The organism is Enterococcus mundtii (genome assembly GCF_002947535.1).
Taxonomy (GTDB): Bacteria; Bacillota; Bacilli; order Lactobacillales; family Enterococcaceae; genus Enterococcus_B; species Enterococcus_B mundtii_B.
The window spans coordinates 1-14,532 of record NZ_PUAP01000027.1; the positions used below are offsets into that span (position 1 = coordinate 1).

The following is a 14,532-nucleotide window of genomic DNA, read 5'->3' on the forward strand; positions in this document are numbered from 1 at the left end:
ATTGTGATATAAGCTGGTTTGGTTTTTACTAGCTCTGACACAATTTTATTCACTCTGTCCCTACGGATATCTGTCAACCGTTTATGAAGTTTTTGTACTTTCAAGACTTGTTTTTCAATATTTTTGCGAGTAGCTTCTCCTCTCTTTGATTGTTTTTCGTTGACACGCTTTTTTTCGCTTTCGTATTTCCTCGACAGCTTGCGTTGTTGTCGTTTTAATTGTTTTTCGATTTTACGAATTTTTCCTGATTTATTGATATTTTTATAGGTTTTCCCCGTGGAAAGAATCGCAAAATCTTTTAATCCTAAGTCGATACCCACGCCTTCGGTAGGAGTATCGTTCAGTACTTGAGCGGTACAGTCCTGTTCCACGATGACCGACAGGTAGTACCGGTTTGCTTGTTGGCTGATTGTGCCACTCTTTATGCTATGTTTGTCATCGTGTTTAGGAATATAGCCTTTTTCTTTCAGTTTTACCCAATTCAAAGAGGGAACTTTTATCCGATGACGCTCACAACGGATGATTGTCTTTTTATCGTTCTTCACGAAATACATCGATACATCTTGGTGCTTCTTCTTTTTAAATTTAGGAAAATTAGCTTTTCCTTGAAAAAAATTTCTAAAGGCTTTTTCTGTCTCCATAATCGCGTGTTTCGTTGACTTCGCATAAACAGCTTTGATCCACAGCTTGTCTGGATGGTTGGGAATGTAGTCGTTATTCAACCACTTTGAAAAATCTATACCTGAGACAAATTTCCCACCTGATTTATAGACTTCTTGGTTGTGGTAAATATAAAAGTTCTTTACAAAACGAGCAACACCAATGGTTCGATTAATGATTTTTTTTTGTTCTTCTGTTGGAAGAATTTCTGTTTTGTACGCCACTAACATCTTTATCACCTTCAATCTCTTTATTATACTTATCTATCTTTAAATGTGACATAGATGGCGTCTACATTCTTCGCCATTACTTCGTCTAACAACAGATTCCATGTTTTACACTTGTAATTAAGACCACTGCCAATATCCACGATTACATAATCTAATAATTATGCCTTTTACATTTGCATATTTTCTCAAAAACTCAACTTGATTTTTCAAGTCATCTGTTTGTCCGACATTAGACACTCGAGCGTAAGCAATGTGCTTTTTGCCACTTGTATTATCGCCTTTGATGTAAGTTAAATAGTGATCTTCCGTATAATATTTTCGATTTTTTGGTGTCCGATGTGCGTTTAACGTGCAATCGTTCGTTCTTCGCTTATAAACTATACTACAGCTATATGGAGATTTCAAACTGGACTTGGATAGAAGGAAGATGTTTCTACGACAAGGATAATAACGATTACAAGTTATTTATGTTTTTAGCATAAAACGCTTGCAATTTGTTGAGAAAAACATTATAGTGTGAGTACAAAGTAACTTGTATAAACAAGTCAAATGAAAGGGGTTTATGTTATGGGGAAATATCAAGCAGATGCCGAGAAGCTGTTAAAAGGAGTCGGCGGGAAAGAAAATATCTCTGCGGTTAGCCATTGTGCGACACGAATGCGCTTTGTTTTAAATGACCCTGCAAAAGCAAATGAAGCTGAGATCGAAGAGATTGACAGTGTAAAAGGAATGTTTACCAATGCTGGTCAATTCCAAGTGATCATCGGAAATGATGTCTCAACATTTTATAACGACTTTGTTGCGGTATCAGGAGTTGAAGGCGTTTCAAAAGAACAAAGTAAAGCGGCTGCAAAACAGAATCTTAATCCGTTGCAACGAGCAATTGCAGTTCTAGCTGAAATCTTCACACCATTGATTCCAGCGATCATTGTTGGGGGATTGATTTTAGGATTCCGTAACGTATTGGAAGGAATCCAGTTCGAGAGTTTGGGTGGAACGATTGCAGAAAGTTCGACATTCTGGAATGGTGTTAATTCATTCTTATGGCTACCTGGGGAAGCGATTTTCCATTTCCTACCTGTAGGGATCACTTGGAGTATTGCAAAGAAAATGGGAACGACACAGATTTTAGGAATTGTTTTAGGGATTACCTTGGTTTCACCGCAATTATTAAATGCCTATAGTGTCGCATCAACTGCTGCTGCAGATATCCCATTTTGGGACTTTGGCTTTGCACAAGTACAAATGATTGGTTACCAAGCGCAAGTCATTCCAGCGATGCTTGCCGGGTTCTTGCTTGCTTATTTGGAGATTTTCTTCCGTAAGTATATCCCACAATCGATCTCAATGATTTTTGTCCCACTGTTCTCACTATTACCAACAGTTATCGCTGCTAACGTAGTGTTAGGTCCAGTCGGTTGGGCAATTGGTAACTGGATTTCATCAATCGTGAACACTGGATTGACTTCATCGATCAGTTGGTTATTCAGTGCGTTATTTGGTTTCTTGTATGCGCCACTGGTTATTACGGGATTACACCATATGACAAATGCAATCGATATGCAGTTGATCGCTGACTTTGGTTCAACTAATTTGTGGCCAATGATCGCATTGTCAAATATTGCGCAAGGCTCTGCCGTACTAGCAATCATCTTCTTGCATCGTGGCAATAAAAAAGAAGAACAAGTTTCTATCCCAGCGATGATTTCTTGTTATCTAGGGGTAACGGAACCAGCAATGTTTGGGATCAACTTGAAATATGTTTATCCATTTGTAGCTGCAATGATCGGTTCTGGTGTTGCAGGAATGTTTGCAAACTTGATGGATGTTCGAGCAAATGCGATCGGTGTCGGTGGTTTGCCAGGAATCTTAGCGATCCAAGCACAAACGTGGTTACCATTCACGATCGCAATGATCATCGCCATCATCGTACCATTTGGTCTAACAGTAGTGTTTAGACGTAAAGGGATCTTGAACAAATTAGATCCAGTCAATCCAGAAGAAGTAAGTGTATTACAAACTGCAGAGGGCGTATCTATTCCTACACAAAACTTTGAAGCCGCAGGAACAGCTACTGTAGCCACTGCTAATGAAGAGTTATTCGCCGTTGCAGACGGACAAATCAAAGCAATTACAGAAGTGAATGATCCAGTTTTCTCACAAAAAATGATGGGTGAAGGCTATGCGATCGTTCCTGACAATCAAAAAATCTATTCACCAGTAAATGGTAAAGTAACTAGTGTATTTGAAACAAAACATGCAATCGGCATTTTGAGTGAAACCGGTGTGGAAGTTCTTGTTCACATGGGACTTGATACTGTCGAATTAAAGGGTGCACCGTTCAATGTTCTTGTGAAAGAAGGCGAGCAGGTCTCACCAACTACGCTATTAGCAGAGATGGATCTCGGTGCCGTTGAACAAGCTGGTAAGCAAACAGATGTCTTAGTTGTTCTAACGAATATGGACAAAGTAGCTGATTTCTCATTAAGTAAATCAGGCCAAGTACAACATGAAGAAATGATTGGACAAGCAACTATCAATCGCTAATATACAGAGAAAATATGCTACGAGTTTGGGTCTTTATCAAAGATCTAAGCTCGTAGTTCTGTTTTCGGGAACACTTTTTTTAAATCGCAAAGTATGCTACAATGGATAGAAATATGGGAACGTATGTGTGCGAAAGAAAGAGGAAATTTCAATGTATGAATATCTAAGAGGCATCGTGACTTTTATCAGTCCGTATTATATCGTTGTAGAAACGCAAGGAGTGGGCTATCAAATTGCGTTGGGCAACCCTTATCGCTACAGTAGTAAGTTAGATAAAGAAGTAAAAATCTATGTTCATCAAGTCATTCGTGAAGATGCACATTTACTATACGGGTTTGATTCGCTTGAAGAAAAGCAGTTATTTTTACGATTAGTCAGCGTTTCAGGGATCGGACCTAAAAGTGCATTAGCGATCATGGCGAGTGATGATCATTCTGGCTTGATCCAAGCGGTGGAAACTGGCGATGTCACTTACTTGACGAAGTTTCCTGGTGTAGGTAAAAAAACAGCACAACAAATGATCTTGGATCTAAAAGGCAAATTTGGCGAATTGAGTATCGACACCCCATTTTCTTTATTTGATGAAGCAACGGTACAAGATGCAAGTGCCTTGTCAGAGGCAATGGAAGCTCTATCTGCTCTTGGTTACAGTGAGCGTGAAATCAAACGTGTAGAAAAACAACTCAAAGAAATCGACAATCAAACAACCGATGAGTATTTAAGGCAAGCATTGAAATTGATGATGAAAAAGTAAGGAGGACGCTCGATGACAGATGAACATCTTCTTTCACCAGAACCCGGTGAAAATGAATTAAGTTTAGAAAAATCTTTGCGCCCTCAATTGCTTGCGCAATACATCGGTCAGCACAAAGTAAAACAAGAATTGAGTATCTATATCGAAGCGGCGCGTAATCGTGAAGAACCGTTAGACCACGTCTTGTTATACGGTCCTCCGGGATTGGGGAAAACAACGATGGCTATGGTCATCGCAAACGAGATGCAAGTCAATATCCGTACGACGAGTGGGCCAGCCATCGAGCGACCCGGAGATCTGGTGGCAATTTTGAATGAACTAGAAGCAGGAGATGTTTTATTTATCGATGAGATCCATCGTTTACCTCGTGTGGCAGAAGAGATGCTTTATTCGGCGATGGAAGATTTTTATGTAGATATCATGGTAGGTCAAGGACCGACCGCTCATCCCGTTCATTTTCCATTACCACCTTTTACTTTGATCGGTGCAACGACTCGAGCAGGAATGCTCTCTGCACCTTTACGTGACCGTTTTGGGATCATTTCTCATATGGAATACTATGAAGAAGAAGACTTAAGAGAAATCGTTTTACGATCTGCCGATATTTTTCAAACGGAGATCATCACCGAAGGGGCTTTAGAAATCGCGAGACGTTCTCGTGGTACTCCGCGGATCGCCAATCGTCTATTAAAACGAGTGCGTGACTTTGCTCAAGTACAAGGGGATGGCAAGATCGATCAGTTGATTGCTGATCGCGCATTGACGCTCTTACAAGTCGATCAAGCGGGATTAGATTATGTCGATCAAAAACTGTTACGTACAATGATCGAATTATATGGCGGTGGGCCAGTAGGGTTAAGTACATTATCCGTTAATATCGGAGAAGAACGAGAAACGGTCGAAGATATGTATGAACCTTTTTTGATCCAAAAAGGCTTTTTGAAACGGACGCCTCGTGGTCGGATCGCTACCGCCTATGCTTATGAACACTTTGGCTATGACTACCAAGTGTGATCACTCTTTTCTATTAAAAGAGCAAATAGTAGAATATTGATTGAAGAGATGGGAGGGATCATTGTGGGAGAGGCGTCACATACGAAACAAATGATCAAAAAAGTCTTGGTGTCGCTTTGCGAAACACAGCCTTTTCGTAAAATCAGTGTGCAACAGATCGCACAAGAAGCAGGCATCAACCGACAAACATTTTATTATCATTTCACCGACAAGTATGACTTATTGCGTTGGGTGTACTATGAAGATTCATTGCATTACCTAAAAACAGAATCACTTTCTCTCGACAATTGGGAAGAGCAAGCCTTGCTGATGTTGAAAGCCATTGCCGAAAATAAACAGTTTTACTCAAGTACCGTTAGTTCAGAACAGGAGATTCTGCAAAAGCAATTTTCTGCGTTGATCCAACCCTCATTTATTAAAATATTTGAGCAAATGGATGAAGAAAAACAACTAACTTCCAAAGATAAATTATTTTATGCTCGTTTTTTCTCTTATGGCTGTAGTGGAGTCTTAGTCAATTGGATCACACAAGGTTATACGGAAACACCCTTAGAAGTTGCAATGCAGTTCTTTCGTTTAGCTAAAGATACTGAATTGTATTCGTATCGGCTGTACGCATTGGAAGAAGAACAAGAAACAAAAGACGAGTGACCTTTTTCATTGATTCCAACAATAGGAATAAAAAAGGAGAGAATGCTATGACGAAAGTATTATTTGTTTGTTTGGGAAATATTTGTCGTTCACCTATGGCAGAAGGGTTATTAAAAAAGAAAGTGGCAGAAAAGGATATGACGGATTCCTTCGTCATTGATTCGGCTGCAACGAGCACCTATGAGGTAGGTAGTGCTCCTCATCCAGGGACACAAGCGATCTTGGCAAAAGAGCACGTTGATACGCGAGAAATGATTGCTCGCCAAATACGTCGAGAAGACTTCCAAAAATTTGATTGGATCATCGGTATGGATCAGTCAAATGTGGCGGATTTAAAGCAACTTGCGCCTATTGAAGCGCAAGAGAAAATCCAACTATTTCTGAGTCCAGTCATTGGCAAAAAAGCACAAAATGTACCTGATCCATATTACACGAATAACTTTGAAGAAACCTATCGATTGGTCAATGAAGGCTTAGAAAAATGGCTGGAATTATGGGTAGAGAATAGCTTAAAATAACACACGTATTGTTTGGTTGTTTTAGCTGGAAGTTGGTATAAAATAAACTATATTCTTGTTTTTTTAAGAAAAATTAGATAAAATAGGAGTAATTAAGTAACATATTCTTAGCTAGGGGAGGGGTACATTCAATGGATGAAGAAACAGTATCACCAATGAAGAAACTGACAAAGTTAGTGACTAATACTTCGTTTCAACTTTTTGATTCATTTGTGAATGACACAGAAGAAAAAGCTGAGAATGTACGGTTACAAGGGGAGTTCATTCTCGAACTCCAGAAAGCTGCAGCTCAGAATAGTTTAGTGATTCTACAAGTACGTGAGAATCCGTTAAGCAATAAGTACGAAACCTTTTCCGGTTGGGTAGCGACGAAAACAGTTGAACATGACCGAGTGATGATTCGCTTGCAAAACCAAGAGCAACAAATCCGAATCGTTCCAATTGAACAAATCGAAAAAATCACTAGTCTTTCACCTACGGGAGACCAAGAGCGATTGTCTAAATAAGAATAAAAGCTATGAAAAAGTAGATTTCTTTTTCATAGCTTTTTTTATGGTTTTATTATTAGACAGATAGGATCTAAAGATTCTCAAAGAACTTAATTTGATGGATATGTCTGAATAAAAAAAGGACCTGCTAGCCGGGGAGCTAGCAGGAAAGGAGTTAAAAATGAAAAAGTGTTGTTAGGGTTGTTTGTTGGTATACTTATATATTAAAGGTGAGTTGTGAATATTTTGTGACGAAAGTTTACCAAAGTTGTTAATTTTTTTATACAAAAAGTTAAACATCTCTTTTTTTTGTTAGCTAACAGTCAAGTCAGACTTTTTTTCATTTTTAAAGAAACTCCAGAGTAATCCGATGATAAAGCCGATCAATGCTGGTGTGATCCAACCCATTCCTAATGAGAAGAATGGGAGATAGGAATCAGCGAATGTTAAAATTTCTTTGACGAAACTTGTTTGCTTGATTGAATCAGGACAAGCATTCAGTCCATCCACGATGGAAGCTAGTAATGTGAAATATGTGGTCATTCGATAAACAGAAGTACGTTGTTTAAATAATGGCCCAATCAATACAAGTAAAATCAAGGTCATTGCCAATGGATAAATAAACATCAAAACAGGTAAAGAAATCTGGATAATATTCGTCAAGCCCACGTTCGCAACTAAACATGCCAATAAGCTTGTTCCAGTTACAAAGAATAGATAGCTTCTTTTAGGAAACAATTCAGTAAACGTTTCTGCGAATGCAGTAATCAGTCCGATACCTGTTTTCAAACAAGCAAGAATCACGATAAAGGCTAATAGGATACTTCCGTAAGTTCCTAAATAGTGATCAGCGATTTGTGCCAAGGCGATACCGCCATTCGCACTCATCGGAAATGTTCCTAAACTCATCGTTCCTGCATAAGAAAGTAGGGTATAGATGATCCCCATCAACACGATGCTGATCGCGCCTGATTTGATCGTATCTCTTGCAATATCAGAAGGCTTTGTGACACCCATACCACGAATCGTCGTGACGATGATGATCCCAAAAGCTAAGGCAGCTAACGCATCCAACGTATTGTATCCTTGTGTAAAACCAGTAAAGAATGCTTGGTTTTGATAATGAGGTTGTACAGGAGCATCTGCCACTGAGCCAAGTGGGTTGATAAAAGCAAGTAATAGCAAGATCCCTAGTAAGATTAAGAATGCTGGATTCAAAAATTTACCAACGTAATCTAAGATTTTAGTTGGGCGTTTGGATAACCACCAAGCAGTTAAAAAGAATAAGAAACTAAAAATAGCTAAAAATAATGTTTGATTTTCTGCTGGAATAAAAGGTGCTAAGCCAATTTCAAAAGAAGTAGTTGCCAAACGTGGTAAGGCAAAAAATGGACCAATGACTAAATAAAGTAAGACAGTAAAAATAAGTGCATAAGTTTTATTGATTCGTTGTGCTAATTCATAGACACCAGAGGTTTTGGAAACACCGATCGCAATGACTCCTAAGAATGGTAAACCGATCCCTGTAACTAAAAAACCAAGATTTGCCCAGAAGATATCCGCACCAGCTTCTTGTCCCATATGAACAGGGAATATAAGATTACCGGCTCCAAAAAATAGACCAAATAGCATGGAACCGATGAATAGATTTTCTTTGAATGATAATTTTTTTGACATAGAAAACTCCTTTTCTTTTTGTATTTTGTTAAAAGTAACAAATTATGCGATGAATTGCAACAATTTTCTGAAAATTATCGAATTCTTCAAAATATTGCTAGGCACTGACGAAAGTACTCTTGACCTTGTGAGAAGAATGAATGGCACGTTTTCTTTCACATGAATAAATGTTAACCAGAAGCTAATCTCAACAAGTTGATACGTGGATTTTCATGGCTTTCTCACAACCACATGTTACGTGAGGTTGCGCAAAAGTTCAACCGATAAAGCGATCGTAACAAAAACAATGAATAAAAAAGAACCGCAACTTTTTGAGTAGGATGACCTTGCTCAATCAAGTTGCGGTAGTTTGAATACTAAGGGTGATTTGCTACTTTATTAGTTATTCAAAATGCGTGACAAGAACTCTTTCGTACGTGTTTCTTTTGGATGAACGAAGATATCTTCAGGACTTCCTTCTTCCGCGATCACACCTTTATCCATGAAGATCACTCGGTCAGAAACCTCTTTCGCAAATTCCATTTCATGGGTCACGATGATCATTGTCAGTCCGGTATGGGCTAGATCTTTGATCGTATTCAATACTTCACCGACCATTTCAGGATCAAGGGCAGAAGTTGGCTCATCGAAGAGCATCACATCAGGGTCCATTGATAAAGCACGAGCGATAGCGACCCGTTGTTTTTGTCCACCAGATAGTTGAGAAGGGCGAGCTTCGACGTATTGTCTCATACCGACTTTTTCTAAGTTTTCGATTGCCACTTTACGGGCATGCTCTTTTTCTCTTTTTAAGACAGTCGTTTGACCAGACATACAATTTTCTAAAACGTTCATATTATTGAAAAGATTGAAGGACTGGAAAACCATCCCGACATTTGTCCGATACTTTGGTAAATTATATTTTGGTGCTAAGACGTTTTCGTTGTTGTAGATGATCTCGCCGCCTGATGGTTTTTCTAGTAAATTGATACAACGTAAGAATGTTGATTTACCTGAACCAGAGGAACCGATGATAGTTACGACTTCTCCTTTATTGACGGTCATGCTAATATCTTTCAGCACTTCATTTTCGCCAAATTTTTTACTTAAATGATTGATTTCGATGATATTCTCACTCATAGGACTGCCTCCTTATTCCTGTAGGTTCGCGTTGTTGACTTCTTCAATTTTTGTGTACGCAGTAGGTCCGTCGATTTTCTTCTCAATCACACGTAGGATTCTTGTGATCGTGAAGGTCATGATCAAGTAGATGATCCCAACGATCGTGAATGTTTGGAAGAATTGGAAGTTTGCACCAGAGGCAGAGTTACCTTGGAAGAATAGATCTGCCACACCGATGACACTTAAAACGGCGGTGTCTTTGATATTGATAACAAACTCATTTCCGGTAGCCGGCAAAATATTTCTCAATACTTGCGGAATCACTACTTTACGCATCGTTTGGCTATGGGTCATACCAATCGCTTGGGCTGCTTCAAATTGGCCGCCATCTACTGCGAAAATCCCGCCACGTACGATTTCAGTCATATACGCACCAGTGTTGATCGAAACGATGAATAACGCAGCGATCGTACGATCCAGAGAAATACCAAAGGCTAAAGCCAATCCATAGAAGATGACCATGGCTTGAACCATCATTGGTGTACCACGGAAGACTTCGATATACACTGATAGTAAGAAATTAGCAACTTTTTGGAAGAAGCGTGTCACTTTATTATCAGATTCTGGAATTGAGCGAAAGACGCCAATCAGTAAACCTAATGTTGTTCCTACAACTGTACCGATCAATGCGATAAATAGTGTCAAACCAGCTCCGCGTAAGAACATGTTGCCATATTGATCCCAAATCGTCTTGAAATCATGGATCAAACCAGTTTCTTCTGCATCTCCATCTGTTGACGCAGGTTGGTCTTCAATCGCTTGGTCCATAATGGCAATGCGATCATCATGAGAAATGCCGCTTAATATTTGGTTGACTTGTTGGAGATCAGGATCACCTTTGCGCATCCCTACAGCGATTTGGACGTCTTCAGGATTTGTTTGAAAGCCATTTGCTTCATCTAGTTCGAGCATTTTCAAGTCTGGGTTGACACTTGTGGCTGTTACTCCTTCAGGACGTTCGCTGACATAACCGTCGATCATGCCAGAAGCTAGTGCTGTTCGCATGGCTGAAAAGTTATCCATTGCTTGTTGCTTGTTCACTCCTGGAATCTGGTCGATCACGTTGTAGTGGAATGTATTCAATTGTGCAGTGATTTTTGCGCCAGAAAGATCTTCTAAGCTTGTTGCATTCGCAAATTTACCATCTTTTTGTACGACGATCACAAGTTCTGATTCATAGTATGGATCAGTAAAGTCGATTTCTTTTTGGCGTTCTGCTGTCGGACTCATGCCGGCAATGATGGCGTCGATCTTTCCAGATTGAAGGGCAGGAGGTAAACCGTCCCATTTTGTTTGGACAATGACTAGTTCTTTACCTAAACCTTCGGCTACTTTTTTTGCAATTTGTACATCATACCCGCCAGCAAAGCTGTTTTGTCCTTGGATTGGATAGGCGTTATTTGCATCTGTTTGTTGCGACCAGTTAAAGGGCGCATAACCAGCTTCCATTCCGACACGAAACTGATCGCTCGGTGTTTTATCATCTGCATTAACCAAAGTGGTCAAGCTAAAGATCGATAGAATAAACGTAAAAATTAGAGTGAGTGTAACTGAATTTTTTTTCATCTGTCTTCTCCTTTTTGTTTGTTCACGTACGTCGTCCTTCAGGCATATACTGATAAGACCAACGTTCGTTCAGCTTCTTTGGCTGATAACCAAAGCGCCTTGACACGAGTGGTCGAATACATGCATTGCAGTTGCTTATCAAGGAGAAATAAAAAACGACCACTTTGTAGGTACAAAAGGGCCGCTAAATTTCACAGAGTGATAAACCTCTCACAAAACATAGCGCAACTTAGCATCACTGCTAAGACAGTCCGTAAGCTGTTAACTTACGTCCCAACATACTTTTTAAGCAAAAAAAAGCACATTTCGGCGATCCTCCCTAGCCCTGCTTCCACATGTTTGCTTCACTCCACAGGTTTAATGATTCTCGCGACCTCTACCTCATTGATTGAGGCATCTCGTATTCAGTTATTTATACAAAAAATAGTCTACGATAGACTAGCCACTTTGTCAATGAGAAACTACATTTTTACAGAAAAAAGTTGATAAATAAAGAAATATACTGTTTATTTAATTTCTTTCATGAAAAAAGGAAAATAGAATGTTTTCAAAAAAAGAATAATTATACATTTTATACAAAAACTAAATGATAGTAAAATAACGAAAAACAGACCGCAAAATCATGCAGTCTGTTTCCTTTTTTATTTAAAAGTATTTTAAGCTGTAGCTTTCTTAGGTTCACGACCAAGAATGGCTTGTAAAATAACTGTTACCCCATAAATAGCTAAAACGAGATAGATCAAACTAGAGTATTGTGTGATCCCCCAGCCCCATGTGCGATAAACAACTAATGTAATTGCTAGAACAATTGCTGCCAATACATTGAAAAAGGCAAACGCCCATAGATTTCCATTTTCTTTACGTGCTAAATAGAAGATAGAGAAATAAATACTTAATGCTAACCAAGCGATACATGCTAAAATAACGCCCCAATAAATTAAGAATGCAACCATATTGATTCACCTCATTTCATACTCAAAATATACAGATCATTGGTATTGTAGCACGTTTTCATTGTTTTGTCAGTGATGTTTGTGAGTATTTTCTCAAAAAAAATCTTTGGATTTTCATTCGATTAGGGGTCTGTTTCATTATATTTCGATTATAATAGAAGAGAGGTGAGGTACAAATGTTGGAACAAACAATTGAAGAAGCAGCGGCAGCGATGATTGAAAGTCAAAAACTGACATTTCTAACAGGGGCAGGTGTGTCGACACCTTCTGGAATACCCGATTACCGTTCACTAACAGGTGTTTACCAAGGAATGGATCGTCCAGAATATTTATTGAGTCATCAAGCCATGGACGAAGAACCACAGAAATTTTATTCGTTTCTCAAACATCTTTATCATCCCGAAGCACGTCCGAATATTATCCATCGAGAAATCGTTGAGTTGGCTAAAGAAAAAGAAGTATGGGTCGTTTCGCAAAATATCGATGGTTTACATGAAAAAGCAGGAAGTAAAAAACTAGTTAATTTTCATGGGAATCTGTATCATTGTTATTGTCGAAACTGCCATCAAGCTGTTGACTGGCAAGAATATCTCAGCAGTGACAAGCACCAACTATGCGGTGGCCAGATTCGCCCAGATATTGTGTTATATGGGGAAGGATTCCAAGATGAAGTATTAGAACAAGCAGCTTTTGCCGTCAGTCAGGCCGACTTGATTGTGATCGTAGGAACAAGTTTTCAAGTCCATCCTTTTTGTGATTTGATCCAGTTTCGCTCGCCACAAGCGAAACTGTTAGTCATCAACCAGACCCCTGTCTACCTATCAGAGGCGTATCGATTTGTCCAAACAGATGGAACGAAGGTATTCAAAAAAATACAGGAGAGTGTAAAATGACAGCTAAAACAGAAAAAGAAAAAATGATTGCAGGCGAACTTTATTTTGCTGGTGATCCAGAACTATCAGCCGATAGAAAATTTGCTCGAAGCCAAAGCCAGATCATCAACCAAGCGGAGACAAGTGAACTTCGCAGTCAGTTGCTTAAAGAAACGTTTGGCGCTACGGGTGAGAAGATCTATATGGAACCGACGATCAATTTTGATTATGGTTATAATATTTATGTAGGGGAGAATTTTTACGCGAACTTCAATTGTACATTCTTAGATGTCAGTACGATCAAAATTGGCGATAACTGCATGTTTGCTCCTAATGTCCAACTATATACTGCCACACATCCACTACATCCAGTAAAACGAAACAGTGGGTTAGAATTTGCTAAACCAATCGAGATCGGCAATAATGTGTGGCTAGGTGGCGGAGTGATCATCACCCCTGGTGTGACTTTAGGGGATAATGTCGTTGTTGGGGCGGGAGCAGTCGTAACTAAATCGTTCCCAGATAATGTAGTGATCGCAGGGAATCCGGCACGGATCATCAAACGAATCGATGAACCAATGCCTGAAGAGTCATTGGAAGACTTGAGACAATCGATTGATCAAATCGACCACCAATTAGTAGAACTACTTGAAAAAAGAATGGATACAGTCACGAAGATCGGTGAAGTGAAACGTGCAACAAATCAAGCGGTTTACGATGGAAAAAGAGAACAACAAGTACTGGATAAAGTCGCAAAACGTGTGAAAAATCCAGCGTATACTGAAACGATTCAAGAAACATTTTTAGAGATCATGAAACATTCTCGAGAATATCAAAAGAAGATGAAGGAAGGAATCACCCATGATTGACGGAGAAACTCGCCGAAAAGAAATCATTGAAACGCTAGTTGATGCAGAAAAACCGGTCAGTGCCAGTAAATTTGCCAAGCGTTTTGGTGTCAGTCGCCAAATCATCGTAGGAGACATTGCGTTGCTACGGGCAGCGGGAGAAGCAATCGTGGCAACAGCCAGAGGATATCTTTTGGAAAATGAACAAGACAAAAATGGATTTATCAGTAAAATCGCGGTACAACATCAAAGGGAGCAAACAGAGGAAGAGCTACAGCTGATTGTTGCCCACGGTGGTGAGATATTAGATGTCATTGTTGAGCATCCCTTGTATGGCGAACTAACAGGAATGCTTCATATCCAGACAGCTGAAGATATTCGCTCATTCATGAAACGTTATCGGAAAAGTCAGGCTTCGTTATTGTCTGAATTAACGGACGGGATCCATCTGCATACGATCCGCTACTCAAATAAAGAGGTATTGCAACAAATCAAACAAGGGTTAGCAGAAGCAGGCATCTTGTTCGAAGGGAATCAATAATTTAGTTTATGAGATTGAGATAGGAGTGTTTTTACTTCTATTCTCAATCTCA

The 14,532-nt window shown here is 39.3% G+C and carries 14 protein-coding genes, 1 pseudogene and 1 riboswitch; of the genes and pseudogenes, 9 read left to right on the forward strand and 6 right to left on the reverse strand.

What is annotated here, in order from left to right; translation table 11 throughout:
• Together CUS89_RS08620 and CUS89_RS16620 are read right to left on the reverse strand one after the other, a co-directional pair.
• The coding region (locus CUS89_RS08620) for an RNA-guided endonuclease InsQ/TnpB family protein (protein WP_104871804.1) at nt 1-890 on the reverse strand (890 nt) is incomplete at its 3' end.
• A gap of 32 nt (nt 891-922) precedes the next feature.
• Nucleotides 923-1,235 (reverse strand): annotated as a pseudogene (locus tag CUS89_RS16620) (recombinase family protein); the annotation flags it as partial.
• 222 nt (nt 1,236-1,457) lie between these two features.
• On the opposite strand from CUS89_RS16620, the gene treP reads away from it, so the two are divergent.
• From treP to CUS89_RS08650, 6 genes are all read left to right on the forward strand, one after another.
• On the forward strand, nt 1,458-3,437 hold the full coding sequence (treP, locus tag CUS89_RS08625; RefSeq protein ID WP_104871805.1) for a PTS system trehalose-specific EIIBC component: 1,980 nt from the start codon (nt 1,458-1,460) through the stop codon (nt 3,435-3,437).
• A gap of 151 nt (nt 3,438-3,588) precedes the next feature.
• Nucleotides 3,589-4,191, forward strand: a complete 603-nt coding sequence (gene ruvA / locus CUS89_RS08630) for a Holliday junction branch migration protein RuvA (protein ID WP_104871806.1) — start codon at nt 3,589-3,591, stop codon at nt 4,189-4,191.
• Between the two features lie 12 nt (nt 4,192-4,203).
• A complete protein-coding gene (gene ruvB / locus CUS89_RS08635) occupies nt 4,204-5,205 on the forward strand; it encodes a Holliday junction branch migration DNA helicase RuvB (RefSeq protein ID WP_104871807.1) in 1,002 nt (333 codons plus the stop codon).
• 48 nt (nt 5,206-5,253) lie between these two features.
• Nucleotides 5,254-5,856, forward strand: coding sequence for a TetR/AcrR family transcriptional regulator (locus CUS89_RS08640; protein WP_374955051.1), 603 nt, complete (start codon nt 5,254-5,256; stop codon nt 5,854-5,856).
• A 47-nt stretch (nt 5,857-5,903) separates the two neighbouring features.
• The gene (locus CUS89_RS08645; protein ID WP_104871808.1) at nt 5,904-6,374 is read left to right on the forward strand and encodes a low molecular weight protein-tyrosine-phosphatase; all 471 of its coding nucleotides are present in this window, start codon (nt 5,904-5,906) and stop codon (nt 6,372-6,374) included.
• A 131-nt stretch (nt 6,375-6,505) separates the two neighbouring features.
• The gene (locus tag CUS89_RS08650) at nt 6,506-6,880 is read left to right on the forward strand and encodes a hypothetical protein (protein ID WP_019724219.1); all 375 of its coding nucleotides are present in this window, start codon (nt 6,506-6,508) and stop codon (nt 6,878-6,880) included.
• Between the two features lie 294 nt (nt 6,881-7,174).
• Here CUS89_RS08650 and brnQ read toward each other — a convergent pair whose 3' ends face one another.
• The 4 genes from brnQ to CUS89_RS08670 all read right to left on the reverse strand — a co-directional run bounded on the left by brnQ (nt 7,175) and on the right by CUS89_RS08670 (nt 12,219).
• Nucleotides 7,175-8,539, reverse strand: coding sequence for a branched-chain amino acid transport system II carrier protein (gene brnQ, locus CUS89_RS08655; RefSeq protein WP_104871809.1), 1,365 nt, complete (start codon nt 8,537-8,539; stop codon nt 7,175-7,177).
• 378 nt (nt 8,540-8,917) lie between these two features.
• Nucleotides 8,918-9,658: an amino acid ABC transporter ATP-binding protein gene (locus CUS89_RS08660; RefSeq protein WP_104871810.1), complete on the reverse strand. Its 741-nt coding sequence runs from the start codon at nt 9,656-9,658 to the stop codon at nt 8,918-8,920.
• A 12-nt stretch (nt 9,659-9,670) separates the two neighbouring features.
• Complete coding sequence (locus CUS89_RS08665) at nt 9,671-11,266, reverse strand: ABC transporter permease subunit (RefSeq protein WP_104871811.1); 1,596 nt, start codon at nt 11,264-11,266, stop codon at nt 9,671-9,673.
• 212 nt (nt 11,267-11,478) lie between these two features.
• A riboswitch (Lysine riboswitch) is annotated at nt 11,479-11,653 on the reverse strand.
• A gap of 269 nt (nt 11,654-11,922) precedes the next feature.
• On the reverse strand, nt 11,923-12,219 hold the full coding sequence (locus CUS89_RS08670) for a hypothetical protein (protein WP_071866101.1): 297 nt from the start codon (nt 12,217-12,219) through the stop codon (nt 11,923-11,925).
• A 176-nt stretch (nt 12,220-12,395) separates the two neighbouring features.
• Between CUS89_RS08670 and CUS89_RS08675 the strand changes: the two genes are divergently transcribed.
• The 3 genes from CUS89_RS08675 to CUS89_RS08685 are packed head-to-tail and all read left to right on the forward strand — an operon-like array spanning nt 12,396 to nt 14,480.
• Nucleotides 12,396-13,112 carry an NAD-dependent protein deacylase gene (locus CUS89_RS08675; RefSeq protein WP_104871812.1) on the forward strand — a complete coding sequence of 239 codons (717 nt, stop codon included), beginning with the start codon at nt 12,396-12,398 and terminating at the stop codon, nt 13,110-13,112.
• The gene (locus CUS89_RS08680) at nt 13,109-13,960 is read left to right on the forward strand and encodes a chorismate mutase (protein ID WP_104871813.1); all 852 of its coding nucleotides are present in this window, start codon (nt 13,109-13,111) and stop codon (nt 13,958-13,960) included. Before CUS89_RS08675 ends, CUS89_RS08680 begins: the two co-directional genes overlap by 4 nt.
• On the forward strand, nt 13,953-14,480 hold the full coding sequence (locus tag CUS89_RS08685; protein WP_104871814.1) for a transcription repressor NadR: 528 nt from the start codon (nt 13,953-13,955) through the stop codon (nt 14,478-14,480). Before CUS89_RS08680 ends, CUS89_RS08685 begins: the two co-directional genes overlap by 8 nt.
• The last annotated feature ends 52 nt before the right edge of the window (nt 14,481-14,532 follow it).

Excerpts from the sequence above, each read along its gene's own strand:
- treP (WP_104871805.1), top strand. The coding sequence starts at position 1,458 with ATGGGGAAATATCAAGCAGATGCCGAGAAGCTGTTAAAAGGAGTCGGC.
- ruvA (WP_104871806.1), top strand. The coding sequence starts at position 3,589 with ATGTATGAATATCTAAGAGGCATCGTGACTTTTATCAGTCCGTATTAT.
- ruvB (WP_104871807.1), top strand. The coding sequence starts at position 4,204 with ATGACAGATGAACATCTTCTTTCACCAGAACCCGGTGAAAATGAATTA.
- CUS89_RS08640 (WP_374955051.1), top strand. The coding sequence starts at position 5,254 with ATGGGAGGGATCATTGTGGGAGAGGCGTCACATACGAAACAAATGATC.
- CUS89_RS08645 (WP_104871808.1), top strand. The coding sequence starts at position 5,904 with ATGACGAAAGTATTATTTGTTTGTTTGGGAAATATTTGTCGTTCACCT.
- CUS89_RS08650 (WP_019724219.1), top strand. The coding sequence starts at position 6,506 with ATGGATGAAGAAACAGTATCACCAATGAAGAAACTGACAAAGTTAGTG.
- brnQ (WP_104871809.1), bottom strand. The coding sequence starts at position 8,539 with ATGTCAAAAAAATTATCATTCAAAGAAAATCTATTCATCGGTTCCATG.
- CUS89_RS08660 (WP_104871810.1), bottom strand. The coding sequence starts at position 9,658 with ATGAGTGAGAATATCATCGAAATCAATCATTTAAGTAAAAAATTTGGC.
- CUS89_RS08665 (WP_104871811.1), bottom strand. The coding sequence starts at position 11,266 with ATGAAAAAAAATTCAGTTACACTCACTCTAATTTTTACGTTTATTCTA.
- CUS89_RS08670 (WP_071866101.1), bottom strand. The coding sequence starts at position 12,219 with ATGGTTGCATTCTTAATTTATTGGGGCGTTATTTTAGCATGTATCGCT.
- CUS89_RS08675 (WP_104871812.1), top strand. The coding sequence starts at position 12,396 with ATGTTGGAACAAACAATTGAAGAAGCAGCGGCAGCGATGATTGAAAGT.
- CUS89_RS08680 (WP_104871813.1), top strand. The coding sequence starts at position 13,109 with ATGACAGCTAAAACAGAAAAAGAAAAAATGATTGCAGGCGAACTTTAT.
- CUS89_RS08685 (WP_104871814.1), top strand. The coding sequence starts at position 13,953 with ATGATTGACGGAGAAACTCGCCGAAAAGAAATCATTGAAACGCTAGTT.